This window comes from Haloferax sp. DFSO60 (assembly GCF_046557615.1).
Classification (GTDB): domain Archaea; phylum Halobacteriota; class Halobacteria; order Halobacteriales; family Haloferacaceae; genus Haloferax.
In genome coordinates this window covers 1599870-1613856 of record NZ_JBKIII010000001.1, presented here as the reverse complement: position 1 = coordinate 1613856, position 13987 = coordinate 1599870, and the positions used below count along the sequence as shown (strand labels likewise).

Annotated in this window: 13 protein-coding genes; 1 reads left to right on the top strand and 12 read right to left on the bottom strand. The window is 60.0% G+C overall.

The window, feature by feature from the left end; translation table 11 throughout:
- Positions 1-322: 322 nt before the first annotated feature.
- From ACK509_RS08685 to ACK509_RS08630, 12 genes are all read right to left on the bottom strand, one after another.
- Positions 323-1534 carry a cation:proton antiporter gene (locus ACK509_RS08685; RefSeq protein ID WP_410766081.1) on the bottom strand — a complete coding sequence of 404 codons (1212 nt, stop codon included), beginning with the start codon at positions 1532-1534 and terminating at the stop codon, positions 323-325.
- Positions 1534-2019 carry a cation:proton antiporter regulatory subunit gene (locus ACK509_RS08680; protein ID WP_410766080.1) on the bottom strand — a complete coding sequence of 162 codons (486 nt, stop codon included), beginning with the start codon at positions 2017-2019 and terminating at the stop codon, positions 1534-1536. Before ACK509_RS08680 ends, ACK509_RS08685 begins: the two co-directional genes overlap by 1 nt.
- 45 nt (positions 2020-2064) lie before the next feature.
- On the bottom strand, positions 2065-2607 hold the full coding sequence (locus tag ACK509_RS08675) for a dolichol kinase (protein ID WP_410766079.1): 543 nt from the start codon (positions 2605-2607) through the stop codon (positions 2065-2067).
- Positions 2608-2665: 58 nt separating this feature from the next.
- Entirely contained in the window at positions 2666-4450 is a 1785-nt protein-coding gene (glyS, locus tag ACK509_RS08670; RefSeq protein WP_410766078.1) for a glycine--tRNA ligase, read from the bottom strand.
- Positions 4443-5297, bottom strand: coding sequence for a CBS domain-containing protein (locus tag ACK509_RS08665; protein WP_410766077.1), 855 nt, complete (start codon positions 5295-5297; stop codon positions 4443-4445). Before ACK509_RS08665 ends, glyS begins: the two co-directional genes overlap by 8 nt.
- Before the next feature lie 146 nt (positions 5298-5443).
- Positions 5444-6034 (bottom strand): hypothetical protein, encoded by a 591-nt coding sequence (locus ACK509_RS08660; RefSeq protein ID WP_410766076.1) that lies wholly within the window; start codon positions 6032-6034, stop codon positions 5444-5446.
- A 120-nt stretch (positions 6035-6154) separates the two neighbouring features.
- Positions 6155-6574, bottom strand: coding sequence for a hypothetical protein (locus ACK509_RS08655; protein ID WP_410766075.1), 420 nt, complete (start codon positions 6572-6574; stop codon positions 6155-6157).
- Positions 6575-7909, bottom strand: a complete 1335-nt coding sequence (locus ACK509_RS08650; RefSeq protein WP_410766074.1) for an ABC transporter ATP-binding protein — start codon at positions 7907-7909, stop codon at positions 6575-6577.
- On the bottom strand, positions 7906-8985 hold the full coding sequence (locus tag ACK509_RS08645; RefSeq protein ID WP_410766073.1) for an ABC transporter ATP-binding protein: 1080 nt from the start codon (positions 8983-8985) through the stop codon (positions 7906-7908). The genes ACK509_RS08650 and ACK509_RS08645 overlap by 4 nt, the downstream gene beginning before the upstream one ends.
- Positions 8982-10430: an ABC transporter permease gene (locus tag ACK509_RS08640; RefSeq protein ID WP_410766072.1), complete on the bottom strand. Its 1449-nt coding sequence runs from the start codon at positions 10428-10430 to the stop codon at positions 8982-8984. Before ACK509_RS08640 ends, ACK509_RS08645 begins: the two co-directional genes overlap by 4 nt.
- Positions 10431-10436: 6 nt before the next feature.
- The gene (locus ACK509_RS08635) at positions 10437-11486 is read right to left on the bottom strand and encodes an ABC transporter permease (RefSeq protein WP_410766070.1); all 1050 of its coding nucleotides are present in this window, start codon (positions 11484-11486) and stop codon (positions 10437-10439) included.
- A 235-nt stretch (positions 11487-11721) separates the two neighbouring features.
- Entirely contained in the window at positions 11722-13560 is a 1839-nt protein-coding gene (locus ACK509_RS08630; protein WP_410766069.1) for an ABC transporter substrate-binding protein, read from the bottom strand.
- A gap of 231 nt (positions 13561-13791) precedes the next feature.
- Here ACK509_RS08630 and ACK509_RS08625 point away from each other — a divergent pair, with 231 nt between their 5' ends.
- Entirely contained in the window at positions 13792-13959 is a 168-nt protein-coding gene (locus ACK509_RS08625) for a hypothetical protein (protein WP_410766068.1), read from the top strand.
- Positions 13960-13987 lie beyond the last annotated feature (28 nt).

The following is a 13987-nucleotide window of genomic DNA, read 5'->3' as shown; positions in this document are numbered from 1 at the left end:
GGACAGCGGCGGCTCGCAGCGAGGAAAGCGCGGCGAGGGTGCTACGAGTCGCCATTGGTTGGCAGAAGGTACTGTGTACTCGATATTAAAACCTTTCGGGGGCGCAATGTTCGCCTCAGTCGAGTATCTCCATGGCGAGTTCGAAGAGGAGTTCTTCGTCGAACAGCGCGACCACGAGTGCGACGACGGCGAGCACGACGAGGCCGATGATGAGCCATTCGATGAGTGTCATGGGTGTGTTCGGTCGTGAGAGGCGCATCGGGTAAATGTTCTGTGGCCGTCCATGAGAATGCTGGTCGAATGGGTGTGGACTCGTCTCGGCTCAGGCGTCTGCCGTCGCCGACTGTCCGCGAAACACCAGCCGCTCGACCAAATCAGACCGCTGCATCAACAGCGTCCCAATCGTACTCATCAGAAGCACGTACCCGACGGCGAAGGCCGGAATTATCTCTTGCATCACTGTCGTCCCGCCAGATGCCGCGAGTGCGGCGATGACCAGCGAGAACTCACCGCGCGGAACCATGCCGACGCCGACGCGGAGCGACCGATGCTGTGAGAGGTCGTAAATTCGCCCGCCGAGATAGCCGGAGACGACCTTCGAGGGCGTCGTCAACAGAACTGCCACGACCAGCGGAACGACGACTGCGGCGAGCAACGTCGGGTCGGTGCCGACACCAATCCAGAAGAAGAAGATGGCGGCGAACACGTCTCGGACCGAGGTCAGACGGCGTTCGATGCGCTCGCGGTGCCCGCTCGTCGAAAAGCCCATGCCGACGAAGAAGGCCGCGACCGCCTCGCTGACGCCGAGTTGCAGGGCGAATCCGGCGACCGGAACGACCACTGCGAGCGTCCGCAGGACGAAGGCTTCCTCGCCGGTCACGTCGAGGACGCCCGTGAAAAAGCGCGTGCCGTACTGGACGAGGACGAGAAGCAAGCCCAGAAAGCCGAACGAGATGGCGAGTGCCTGTGCAAGCGACCCGAGACCGCCGCTTCCGCCCCCAGTACCCCCGAGGACGAGAGAGGTCACGACCGCGAGGTAGACGGCGATTGCGAGGTCTTCGAAGACGAGCGTCCCTAACAATGGCTCCGATTCGGGGTCTGCAATCCACCCGAGGTCGATGAGTGTCTTCGTGACGATTGCCGACGACGAGATGTAGACAATCCCGCCGAGGAGGAGTGATTCGACGAGGGACCACCCGAGGACGAGACCGATACCCACGCCGAGTGGGAGGTTTATCGCGAGGTCGACCGCGCCCGCGCGGCCGATGTTCGACCGCGATGTCATGAGTCGGTCGAGGCTGAATTCGAGACCGAGAAAGAACAACAGAAGGACGATTCCGACCTCTGCGAGGAGTGCGATAATCTCGCCGTCAGCGACGTACGGAAGACCGAATCGCCCGGCCACGTACGGTCCCGAGAGCATGCCACCGATGACGTACAGCGGAATCACCGAGAGGCCGACACGCAGCGCAATCGCTCCCGTGATGGCGAGTACCGCGAGCAGGTAGCCGAATTCGAGGAGTTCCCCGGCCATTAGGCTCCCGTCACAAACTCGGCAAAGTCGCGGCAGGCCGCACGCGGGCCGATGACGATGAGTACGTCACCCGCTTTGACGACCGTATCCCCGCCGGGAGAGGTGATTACCTCGTCGTCGCGCTCGATAGCGATAATCGAGGCTCCGGTCTCCTGTCGAAGGTCGGACTCGGCGAGCGTCTTGTCCGCGACGCGGGAATCTTCGCCGACTTCGACCCATTCGAGGAGGGTGTTGTCGCCGAGCAAGGTCTCGATGTCCGTCGATTGGACGGGCTGGAAGTACGCACCTTCGAGGAGCGTCCCGACCTGCCGAGCGAGGCTATCAGAGAGTTCGAAGAGTTTCTCGGAATCGCTGTCAGCACTCGCACGGCGGAACACCTCTCGCTTGCCGGTGTTGTGCGTCACGATGACGAGGCGTGACCCGTCACCAAGTTCGACTTCGTGTTTCTTTCCGACACCGGGCAGGTCGCTCTCGTAGATAGTCACGACAGTGAGATTTAGACGCAGGTAAAATAAAACGACCCCGCTCGGTCAGGCGAGAATCCAGACGACGGCCGCAATCGTAGTGCAGGCGACCGGCGGAATCGACAGGTTGTCGTCGATGACGTAGCCCGCGACGACCGGTTTTGCCCCGTCGGCGACTGTCGCGCCGAGCGCGCCCGCGAGCGACGCTATCCCACCGACGACCGCCCCATAGACGGGGACGACGAAGATGGCGGCGAACGCGAAACAGACCGAAAACATGGCGAGCAGTGGGAGGAGTCCTTTCGTCTCGCCCACTCGATTCGACCCGAGCAGTCCACTGATGGGGTCGCCCACTGTGAGCATGAACATCCCCGGAATCGCAATCGCCGGGCCGAACACCAGCGCCACGAAGGTCTGACTGTAAACGTAGAGTGCGTAGCCCGCGACGTTGTCCTGTTCGTACTCTCGGGTGAGTTCGTCGTAGATTCGCCACTCCAGGTTCCCGAAGAGACGGAGTACTTCGAGGACGGTGACGACAATCGAGACGCCGACGAAGAGCAACCCGAGGGTCGCCCAATCGACGATTCCGAGAATGTACAAGAGGGGCATGCCGGACCCGCTGGCGTGAACCAGTCGCCGTTTTAGCTCGCCCCCCGACACGGTTCGATTATGCCTCGACTGCTTCGTACGCTTCGACCACGTCGTCGAACGCCGTCGTACCTGCACGCAGGCCGACGAACGTCTCGACGAGCGACGAGACCGGCAAGCGAACCTGCCGACCAGTGTCTCGCTCCCGAATGGTCACCGTATCGGCACCCTCGCCTTCGATACCGTCGCGGTCGATGGTGATACAGAACGGCGTACCAACCTCGTCCTGTCGGCGGTAGCGACGACCGATACTCCCCGAATCGTCGTAGACGACTGCGAAGCCAGCGGCGCGGAGTTCGGCCGCAACGTCGTCTGCGAGTTCGACGAGTTCGTCCACGTTGCTGACGAGCGGGAAGACGCCGACGTTCGTCGGTGCGACGGCGGGCGACAGCGAGAGGAACGTGCGTGCTTCGCCATCGACTTCGTCGTTCTCGTAGGCGTGTGCGAGAAGCGTGTAGACCGTGCGGTCGATACCGAACGAGGGTTCGACCACGTGCGGGGTGACGTGTTCGCCCGCTTCGGTCTGTGTCTCGACCGAGAAGTTCGCAATCTCGGTGTCTACGGCAATCTCCTCGCCATCGACTTCGACGGTCACTTCGTCGCTCCCGAATGCTTCGGGATTCTCGGCGGCGAGTGCTTCGAGTGCGTCTGCGACACCTGCGGCTTTCGCACCGAACTCCGGACCGAGCGTGGCCATGTCGGGGTCAACGACGGCGCGTTCGACCGTCTTCGGCTCGTCGTACTGCTGGAAGATGGTGAAGTCGTCGTCAGCGTGTTCGCCGTGCTTCGTCAGGTCGTAGTCGCCACGGTAGGCGAAACCGGCGATTTCGATCCAGTCGCCATCGACTTCGCTCTCTGCGTCCCAACAGTCGGCGGCGTAGTGGGCGCGCTCGCCGGGAAGGTGCTGACGGAACCGGAAGCGGTCCATATCGACGCCGACGTGTTCGTACCACTCTTGGGCGATGCCGAGGTAGTAGCCAATCCAGCCGTTGGCGATGATGCCTTCTTCGACGGCCTCGCCGATGGTCGTCGTGAGGTACTGGCCGTCGTCTTTCTCCTGCTCGGTGATTGGGTAGAGCAGGACTTCGACGTCTTCGACCGACGACAGGTCGGGTTCGTCGCGCTCGGGGTCGATGAACTGCTCTAACTCAGCTTGCGTGAACTCGCGCGTGCGCACGATGTTCTTTCGCGGGCTAATCTCGTTGCGGTAGGCGCGACCGACTTGCGTCACACCGAACGGGAGACTGTTGCGAGCGTAGGCTTTGATGCGCGGGAACTCCACGAAGATACCCTGTGCCGTCTCCGGGCGGAGGTAGCCGGGTGTCTTCGAGCCGGGGCCGATGTTCGTCGCGAACATGAGGTTGAAGTCCTCGACTTCTTGGCCGGCGAGTTCTGCGTCACAGTTCGGACAGTGGAGGCCGAGTTCGGCGATTTTCTCTGCGGCCGCTTCGGGCGAGAGCGTCTCGGCGTCTTCGAGGTTCGAATTGTCCTCGATGAGGTGGTCGGCGCGGTGCGATTCACCACACTCGGCACACTCGACGAGCATGTCGTCGAAGCCGTCCAGGTGTCCCGAGGCTTCGAAGACGGGTTCGGGCATGATGGTCGGCGCTTCGATTTCGAGGTTCCCCTCTTGGACCGCAAAGCGGTCGCGCCACGCCTCTTCGACGTTCGATTTCAGCGCCGCGCCTTGTGGGCCGTAGGTGTAGAAGCCACCGACGCCGCCGTAGGACTCCGACGAGCCGAAGAAGAAACCGCGACGCTTCGCGAGTTCGGCGAGTGCCGCGGACTCACTACCTTCACTCATAGAGCGCCTCCAAGAGGTTGATGTCGCGGACGATGGCGATGAGTCGGTCGCCGGTCATGACCGGAATCTGCTCGATGTCCTCGCGAATCATGATTTGGGCGGCCTCTTTTGCGCTCGCGCGCTTCGAGACGGTCACGAGGTCGTCGGTCATGAACTTGGAGACTGGCTCTGCAGGAATCTCGACGCTCCGGGTTGGGATGTAGCGGTTGCCGACTGCTTTGATGCCTTCCCACATCCACTCGTCGTCCTGATTCGCCACGGAGTCGCCCGTACCCGCTTCGCCTTCGACCACGCGCGCAACGTCGATGATATCGACTTCCGTGACGATACCGGCCATCGACGCTTCGTCGTCGAGGACGACTGCGTAGGGGACGTTCGCGTAGTAGATTTCGCGTTCGACGACAGGGAGCGGGACGCCGACGTAGGTCGTGTTCACGTCCTGAGCGGCGAGGTCGCCGACGGCCGTCTCGCCGTCGATGTTGCCGCGGGCGATTGCGCGAATCACGTCGGTCACCGTGATGATGCCGACGATTTCGTGGCCATCGACGACCGGCACGCGGCGCGTGTTCTCGGTGACCATCATCGCGGCCGCCGTTTCGAGGCCAGTGTCGGCCGTCGTCGTCGGCACTTCGTGGACGAGAACGGCAAGTTGGTCCTCTTCGGGATTCTTGATGAGGTCTTCTCGGGAGATGAGACCACGGTATTTCGTGCCCTCGTCGGTTTCCTTCACTACCGGAACGGAGGAGAAGCCACGCTCTTGGAGGTACTCAAGAACGTCATCGCGGGTGCCTGGAAGGGACACCGTCACGACCTCCTCAGCCGGGGTCATCGCGTCGGCTACTTTCATACCCCCGCTTTCATTCCCACGCCTAATGTACTCTGCGAACACATCCAGCGTCAGTTGACATCTTTGGATGACTGTCAATCTTGGACGAATGCGTCGCTGGTCAGCACGTATCAGCCAGAAAACACTACGCTGTCTGCCGAATATCGTTATTCGTCGTCGCCGTCTGTGTCCGACTCGTCGAACTCGTCGGCGTTCGGTGCATACGACTTGATTGCCTCGACGTTCGGAAAGAACTTCTCGGGGTCGTCGTGTTCGACCACACCGACGACATCTCCGTTGAGTTTCTGGAGGAAGGTGTACATGCGGCCTTCGTCCATCGCGGTCATCGCACATTCGAGTGCGTGACGCATCTCCCACGCCCCAGCGACGAGAATCGCCGTCTGGAGTTCCGGAGCGAACAGCGCCGTAACCATGTACACGAGGCCGTCGTTCTCGGCGCGGTAGATTTCGTACTCTGAAAAGGACGCCTGTTCGAAGAGGTCCGTGACCTCTTGTGCCTTGTCGCCCGGGATGACGTAGGCGATACCGAAGGCTTCCCCGTTCCCTTTGGGACTCGACGGGCCGAACGGCCCGCTGTCACCTGCTGCAATTCGGACCGTCTCCCAGCCGTCGGCTTCGAGTTCGTCGGCCATCGCGGTCATGTCGTCGAGGGTCGCACCCCACGCTTCGCGTCGCCGGTCCGCATCGGTGGCGATGCGTTCGGCCTGGGACACGTCTTCTTCTCCGAGCTCGACCATATCACCCCTCGACGGTGGATATGGTAAAAGGCATCGAAGCACAGGGCCAAGAGAGACTGACTCCTCTCGTCGCTCTCACTCACAGGAGACGAAATATCGAAGAAACGCCGTGTGGCAGCGTCAGTAGTTGATTTGGAAGACGGCTTCCATGAGGAACGAGGTCAGCAACACGCCGAGCGCGGCGAGGAACAGTTTCGACCCGTTCGTCGGGCGCTCGTTCGGTGCGGGTCGGAGGTGCGGCGGCAGGAGTCGGTCGAGCAGACCGCTAACCACGCTTGCGACACCGACTTGTTCGTCGTCGCCTGCGAAGAGTCCGCCACCGTCTCCGTCTTTCCACGGGGCTCTCGGTCGAATCTTCAGCGACGCGTAGGCGAGCATCATGAAGCCAATAAAGAACATGAGCCACTTTGCGCCGGGAAGTCCACCGCCAGCGACGAAGCTCACGAGTGCAGTGAAAAGAAACACCACGCCGGTGAGAACCACGGCGTAGGCCACCGCGTCGATCGCTTTGACAGCGATTCGGCGTGGGTCGAACTGCATCTACTGAATCAGCGTTTCGAAGACCGTTGCTGGTTCTTCGTAGGCACCGTCGTGACGGTGACAGAGGCTCAGGCGCCCGTTTTGGCCAACTTCGAGTTGGTCGGGTCGCTCGCTGTCACAGATGCTTCCGAACTCTTCTTGGAGGTAGGCCTGTGCGGCCTCCTCGTCGTCGTTTTCGGCGTACTCTGCGGCCTCGTCGATGTGCTGCTGCACGTCTGCTGGGACGTTGAACTCACCGAAGAGTTCGGTGACGGTTTCGTCCACTCCTGCCTGCGCGGTCTCGCGTCCGAGGATTTTTCGGACGCGGTCCGACAGCGAAATCTCCGCACGGCCACGTTCGCGAAGCACTTCGCGGAAGATTTCGATACGCTGCCACAGGTCGTCGTCGAGCGTCTCGTACTCGTTGGGGCGAATCTTCACGGGACACCGCGTCGAGAACGGACATCCTGTTGGTGGATCGCGTGGACTCGGCGGCGTGCCACGAAGGGTAATCCGGTCACGGTTTCCACTCGGGTCGGGTTCCGGAATCGCCGAGAGGAGCGCGTGCGTGTACGGGTTCGCTGGATTCTCGAACATCTCGTCTGCGGGACCGATTTCCATGATGTTACCCAGGTACATCACGGCCACGCGGTCACAGATGTGTTTGACGACCGCAAGGTCGTGTGCGATGAAGAGATAGGTCAGGTCGAACTCGTTTTGTAGGTCTTCGAGCAGGTTCAGCACCTTCGCCTGCACGGACACGTCGAGTGCCGACACCGGTTCGTCGAGGATGATGAAGTCGGGTTCGAGTGCGAGTGCGCGGGCGATACCGATACGCTGGCGCTGACCACCAGAGAACTGGTGAGGGTAGCGGTAGTAGTGTTCTTCCTGCAGACCGACGGTTTCGAGGAGTTCGCGCACGCGTGCGCGGCGTTCCGTCGGCGTCTTCCACTCGTGGACGTCGAGCGGTTCGCGGATGATTTCACCGATGGTCATCCGCTGGTTGAGGCTCGAATCGGGGTCTTGGAAGACCATCTGCACGTCCTCTCGGAACTGTTTGAGGTCTGTTCCCGAGAGCGTCGTGATGTCCGTGCCGTTGAGTTTGACTTCGCCCGCGGTCGCCTCTTCGAGGCGCATCAGCGTGCGGCCGAGCGTGGACTTCCCACACCCGGACTCGCCGACCAGACCGAGGGTCTCGCCTTTCTCGATTTCGAACGAGACGCCGTCGACTGCTTTGACGGGTTGGCTGCCGAAGAGGCCGCCGTCCTCGTAGTAGGTCTTGAGGTCGTTTACTTCGAGGAGTGTCTCTTGACTACTTCGTACGGTTTGTTCTTCAGTGGACGTTGTGCTGCTCATCGGTCATCACCTCCAGTGGTTTCGAGTTCGCGGTGGCGGTCAACTGCTTCTTCCGTCGGAAGTTCCTCGGGATAGAGCAGGCACGACGCGCGGTGGTCAATGTCGCCCTCGTGGACGTCGATTGGAACCGGGTGAACGGTGTCACACGCGTCGAACGCTTTGGGACAGCGCGGTGCGAATCGACAGTAAGTCGGTTTTTCGTTCGGCGTGGGAACGTCGCCTTCGATAGTTGCGAGTCGGTCGCCCTCGCCGAGGCCCTGTCCGGGAATCGACTTGAGCAGCCCCTGAGTGTAGGGGTGCTTTGGCGACTCGAACAACTCGACAACGGGTGCGCTCTCGACGACTTCGCCCGCGTACATCACGTTGACGCGGTCTGCAATCTCCGCGATGACGCCCATGTCGTGCGTGATGAACATAATCGCGAGGTCGCGCTCTTCTTGGAGGTCTTCGAGGAGTTCCAGAATCTGCGCTTGAATCGTCACGTCGAGTGCCGTCGTCGGCTCGTCACAGATGAGCAAGTCGGGATCGCAGGCGAGTGCCATCGCGATGACGGCGCGCTGACGCATCCCACCAGAGAACTGGTGGGGGTACTCGCGGAGCCGACGTTGTGCGTCTGGGATACCGACTGCTTCGAGCAGTTCGATAGCCTCACGTGTCGCCTTCCGGCCAGTCATGTCGCGGTGGAGTCGAAGCGCCTCCTTGATCTGGTTCCCGACCGTGTAGACGGGGTTCAGACTGGTCAGCGGGTCCTGGAAGACCATCGCAATTTCGCCGCCGCGAATATTGCGCATCTGCTTTTTGCTCTTTTCGAGCAGGTTCTCGCCTTTGTACATGACGCGGCCGCTTTCGATGCGACCAGGCGAGTCGATAAGGCGCATAATCGAGCGGGCAGTCACCGACTTGCCCGACCCTGACTCGCCGACGATACCCACGGTTTCGCCGGGGTGGATGTCGAACGAGACGTTATCGACAGCGCGGATGACCTCTTTGTCCGTGTAGAACGCGGTCTGAAGGTTTTCGACCGACAGAATCGCTTCGTTCGTCTGTCGGATAGTCGTGGCTTGTTCGTTGCTCATGCACCACCACCTCCTGCGGCCGCGGTCTCAGTCTCGCCGCCGGTATCAGCCTGCGGGTCGATTGCGTCGCGGATGCCGTCACCGAAGGCGTTCAGCCCGGTCACGACGACGGTGATGAAGATACCGGGGACCAGCGAGATGTGCCACGATGGACTCGCGACGTACTGCTGGCCGTCGGCGATGAGTCGGCCCCATTCGGGAGTCGGTGGCGCGATACCGAGTCCAAGGTAGGAAAGCCCGGCAACGCTGATGATGATACCACCGAGACTGAGTGAGGCGTAGATGAGCATGTAACTGAACACGTAGGGTGCCATGTGTTTGCTCATGACCTTGCTCGGCTTCTGTCCGAAACTCTTTGCGGCGTTAATCCAGTCTTGTTCGGCGACCTGGAAGGCCGGACCACGTATCGACCGCCAGATGAACGGCCAGTAGACCAGACTGAAGATGATGACGATGAGTATCGCCCCGTCGTATAACTCACGTATCCAGGTATCTTGGAAGATGACCAGCATCAAGATGAGGACCATGATGACCGGTAGTGCCTGAATCGAGTCACTGGTGAGGACGATTGCGAGGTCGGCAAGTCCCTTGTAGTAGGCCGTAATCATGGCGAGCGCAAGCCCGATGATACCGGCGATACCCATCGACAGCACAGCAATCGTGAGCGAGACCCTCGCCCCGAACACTAACTGTGTAAAGAGGTCCTTCCCGTTGGTCGATGTCCCAGCGGGGTGGAACCGACCGAAGGCGTCGTACTCCATGATACCGACGTTCGTGTCACCGGCACCACGGGAACTCGAATCGAGGTTCGCCTCACCGACGAGGAGCGTATCGACGCTCTGGGTGTCCTCGTTCCAGTAGTTAATCTCGTAGGAGTACGGCTGCATGATGTTCTGTTCCATCGTCGTCGGGCCGATTGTCGGCGCGAACACTGCCATGACGACGAAGAAGACGGTTATTGCGAGACCGAACTTGCCCCACGAGTGGCGGCTAAATCGGTCGACGACGTCGTCACGAGGCGTCCAGTCGACACGGCGGTAGTGGCGACGGAAGCGGTTGTAGCCGTTCCAGAGCCATCCCATGACGATGACCGCGTAGGCGTAGACGATGACGAAACGAACGAACCACGCGACTGCGGGTGAGAGACCGAGGAAGGTCCCTTCGTAGCCCGACCCGTTCCAGTAGCCCTGGTTCGGGAAGACGTCGCGGGAGATGAGCGTCGGAATCGCGTCGAACGAGCCCTGAAGCGAGGTGACAAACGCGGCACCGGGGTCGCCCGGGAGCAGGTTGACGAAGACTCCAAGGACGGAGCCAAGCACTTGGAGTATTGCACCGAGTTCGACGCCGACGATGACGACGCCCAACGCAGCCCAAATCAGTGCGGGTTGCGGGTTCTCAGCGATTCGTTGCCGAAGCGGAATCTCAGATTCGGTAGTTGTACTCACGAATAATCACCCATCGTACCCGACACGCGGGTCAATAACGGTGTACAGGAAGTCCTGCAGAATGTTTGTTCCCACCAGAAGCAAGATGAACATGTACATCAGCGTCCCGATGAGTGGCAAATCGCCGTTGATTGCAGCGTTGAAGAACAGCCATCCGAGGCCGTTGATTGCGAACACCGTCTCGACGAAGACCGACCCACCGATGAGCAAGAATGCTTCACCGGTGATAATCGGGACGAGCGGAATCAGCGCGTTGCGGAAGATGTGCTTCCAGACGAGCGAGCGTCCGGGGACACCCTTCGCACGCGCGGTCTCGATGTAGTTCGCGTTGATTGTTTCGAGCACTGCAGTCCGTCCAATACGCATTTCGTTACCCATCGACGCCGACCCGAGCACGAGTGCAGCAGGTGCAATCTGCTTGGTGGCTTTGAGGAACGAGTTGAACCAACCACTTGGGTCTGCGAGGAACTTCTGGAACGGGTTGTTGAGGAACGCCAACGCTGGTGGCGTCACGACGTTCGTATCGACAATCCACGTCGTCCAGTTGAACACGCCGTTCGTCCACTGCCCCGTTTGAGACAGTGCCGTCACGAGCATGATTGCAAGCCAGAAGTTCGGCATCGCACGCCAGACAATTCCGCCGAAAGAGGCGAAGTAATCAGACGGCGTGTTGGGGTTCAGCCCAGCGTAGAAGCCGAGCGGGATACCAACGAACAGAGCGATGAGGACCGACCAGAACCCGAGCCAGATAGTACGCGGTGCGTACACGAGAATCAACTCGTAGGCGGGGGTACCGGATGCGATAACCCACGACTGACCCAGGTTGAAAGTAAACAGGTCCCACATGAAGCTAAAGTACTGTTGCCATAGGGGCTGATCGAGCCCAAGGTTCGAGCGAATTTGCGCTGCAGCACCAGGGGTGTACTGCGTGCCTAAAATCGCTGAAACAGGGTCGAGTGGACCCAGACGAATGAGTGCGAATGTGATCGTCGTTCCGAAGATGACGACTGGAATCGACAACAGCACCCGTCGGAGGAAATACTGCCATCGACTCATGGCATCACCTTACACACGGTTCGAGCGAGCATTACCGTGTGTTTAATTTAGAGGGATGGATATGTCTTGCGCTTCATCTCCCGAATGTCGTACTTCCGGGGTGCCTCGAAGACAAACGTCTAAGATAGCCAATGCTAATTGGAATCTCGAAAAAAATTTTAAATTGTTTTCCTGGAACGCTGGCAATAATTGCGCGTAGCGTCCAGTTGTCGAATTCGGCCGGGAGGCCGAGGGCTTACCGGTTCAGCGTAACGTTGTTAAGCTTCTGACGGCTTGGGCCCATGCCACCGAACGGCTCGATTTCGACGGTGTCGTACCAGAAGGTTTCGTCCTTGCGGTGGTAGATGTTGAGGAAACCAACGTCTTCCCAGTTTGCCTTCTCGATTTCGACGTACGCTTCGTCACGGACTTCCTGTGCCTCGTCGGTTGGCGCAGGGTTGTCCTTGACACGTGCGTAGGCGTCGGTTGCCTGCTGGTATGCGTCGCCGTTGTCAGGCTTCCAGTTGATGTACGACACAGGGTCGTTGGACGGAACTTCCGTTTGCGGCGGGTTCAGGAGCTGCAGGAAGTTGTCCGCTGCTGGCCAGTCTGCGATCCAGCCGAGCGTGTAGGCTTCGAGCTTACCGTCGCGACCGCTCTGAAGGAGCGTCGAGAAGTCGGCCTTCTGGATGTTCATGTCGATGTAAGCCGACGCGAGCTGGTCGCGCAGAATCTTCGCCATCTCTTCCCAGGTTGCGGAGTTGTACTGGGTCCACTGGACTTCGAAGCGGTTGTCCGGTCCGTAGCCAGCTTCTTCCATGACTGCCTTTGCGGACTCGATGTCCGTCTCGCCGACACCGTATGGGTAGTCGGACTCGATGGTGCTCTGGGCTTCGTTTGCTCCACCGGGGAAAATCGTCGGCGGCGTGAACGTGTAGCCTGGTGCACCACGGCTCTTGAAGATTTCAGAGACCATGCGGTCTTGGTTCAGGACGTACGCGAACGCCTGGCGGACCGGCTTGGGGACCTTCGCCATGTTGAAACCAACGTAGAAGGTCGAGAGGGTTGGAACACCCACGTAGTTGACGGTCTTACCGTTACGGACTGGGCCGTACTTACCGACCTGACGACCGAACTCGTCCGTGTTCTCGACTTGAACCTTCGAGGGGTCGTACTGAGCGGTTGGCAGACCGAAGTAGTCTGCGTTCTCGTTCATCGCGTAGTTGTACGCGGCCGTGTCGTCCTCGATGACCTGCCAGCGGACGTTGTCGACCTTTGCGACGTCACCGTAGTAGTCGTCGTACTTGGTGACTGCCACTGCGGTACCCTGCTCCCAGAAGTTGAACTCGAATGGGCCAGAGCCGACCGGGTTGTTGCTTGCGAATTCCGTGTACTCGACTTCGCCGTCGTAGCCTTCGACGTCGCCGACGATGTTCTCCGGAATCGCGGCGAACGAGGTGTAGGCGAACATCTCGAGCGTGTCGTGGAACGGCGTCTCGAGGCTGACGACGAGCTCGGTGTCGCTTGCGGCTTCGAGGCCGAGCGAACCTGGCACGTAGTTACCGTCACCATCGGTCTCGTGTGCAATCCCGACAGAGTCGAGGATGAAGTACGAGCGACGGCTGTTCTCGGAGGCCGCGAGGCGCTCCCACGCGTACACGAAGTCAGCTGCCGTGACCGGCGTACCGTCGTGGTACGTCGCGTCTTCGAGCTGGAACGTGTAGGTCGTGAAGTCGTCGGAGACCGTGTAGTCTGCGGCGAGTTCGTTCTCGACCGTCGGCAGGCCGTCCGGATAGGACATCAGGCAGTCGAAGACTTGCTGAATGACGATACCGGATGCCGTGTCGGTCGCGGCAACGGGGTCGAAGGTGGTGATGGTCGAGTTGATGCGCTGGAAGACGCTACCGGAGAGTTCGTTACCGGAGCCTTCTTGCGTCGTCTCTTCCATCTCGGTGGTCGTTTCCTGTGCGCCACCGTCTTCTGTCGTCGTGTCTTCACCGTCTCCGCCCGTACAACCGGCGAGGGCTGCAGCGGTCGCAACACCACCCGTCGCTTTCAGGAAGCGGCGGCGTGAGAGTTTGTTAGTGTCTGGCATTCGGACGCATCTTCCCGTGCCGATTGGATAAACTTACCGTATTGTATTTGTTTGATATAGTGTAACGTGGAGGGGTAGTAGTCACCTACCCAAACGGCGATATCTGCCACCTCACGGATTGTGGACACTGCTTTACATTTTAAACCAGTTTTGAAGGCAACAGAATCAACCACCGATAGACTGTCCTGCCGTTTCGGGCAACTTATATAGGGGTGACACAATGTATCATACATGACGCCGAATGCGACGGCTTCCGTCGATGACTCGAGCGCCGAGGTGATGTCCTCGGTGGACCGCACACAATCGGGTCAGCGGCTTATTATCGCAGACATCTCCCGCGACGACGCGTGGGTCGCAGTCGACGTGGCCGACGCGCTTGCCCTCGACAACTGGCAGTAACTTCGTCCCATTCAATCCGGCGATACCT

Bases quoted from the DNA above. Each gene is read 5' to 3' on its own strand.
- ACK509_RS08685 (WP_410766081.1), bottom strand. From the start codon at position 1,534: ATGGCCGGGGAACTCCTCGAATTCGGCTACCTGCTCGCGGTACTCGCC.
- ACK509_RS08675 (WP_410766079.1), bottom strand. From the start codon at position 2,607: ATGCCCCTCTTGTACATTCTCGGAATCGTCGATTGGGCGACCCTCGGG.
- glyS (WP_410766078.1), bottom strand. From the start codon at position 4,450: ATGAGTGAAGGTAGTGAGTCCGCGGCACTCGCCGAACTCGCGAAGCGT.
- ACK509_RS08665 (WP_410766077.1), bottom strand. From the start codon at position 5,297: ATGAAAGTAGCCGACGCGATGACCCCGGCTGAGGAGGTCGTGACGGTG.
- ACK509_RS08660 (WP_410766076.1), bottom strand. From the start codon at position 6,034: ATGGTCGAGCTCGGAGAAGAAGACGTGTCCCAGGCCGAACGCATCGCC.
- ACK509_RS08655 (WP_410766075.1), bottom strand. From the start codon at position 6,574: ATGCAGTTCGACCCACGCCGAATCGCTGTCAAAGCGATCGACGCGGTG.
- ACK509_RS08650 (WP_410766074.1), bottom strand. From the start codon at position 7,909: ATGAGCAGCACAACGTCCACTGAAGAACAAACCGTACGAAGTAGTCAA.
- ACK509_RS08645 (WP_410766073.1), bottom strand. From the start codon at position 8,985: ATGAGCAACGAACAAGCCACGACTATCCGACAGACGAACGAAGCGATT.
- ACK509_RS08635 (WP_410766070.1), bottom strand. From the start codon at position 11,486: ATGAGTCGATGGCAGTATTTCCTCCGACGGGTGCTGTTGTCGATTCCA.
- ACK509_RS08630 (WP_410766069.1), bottom strand. From the start codon at position 13,560: ATGCCAGACACTAACAAACTCTCACGCCGCCGCTTCCTGAAAGCGACG.
- ACK509_RS08625 (WP_410766068.1), top strand. From the start codon at position 13,792: ATGACGCCGAATGCGACGGCTTCCGTCGATGACTCGAGCGCCGAGGTG.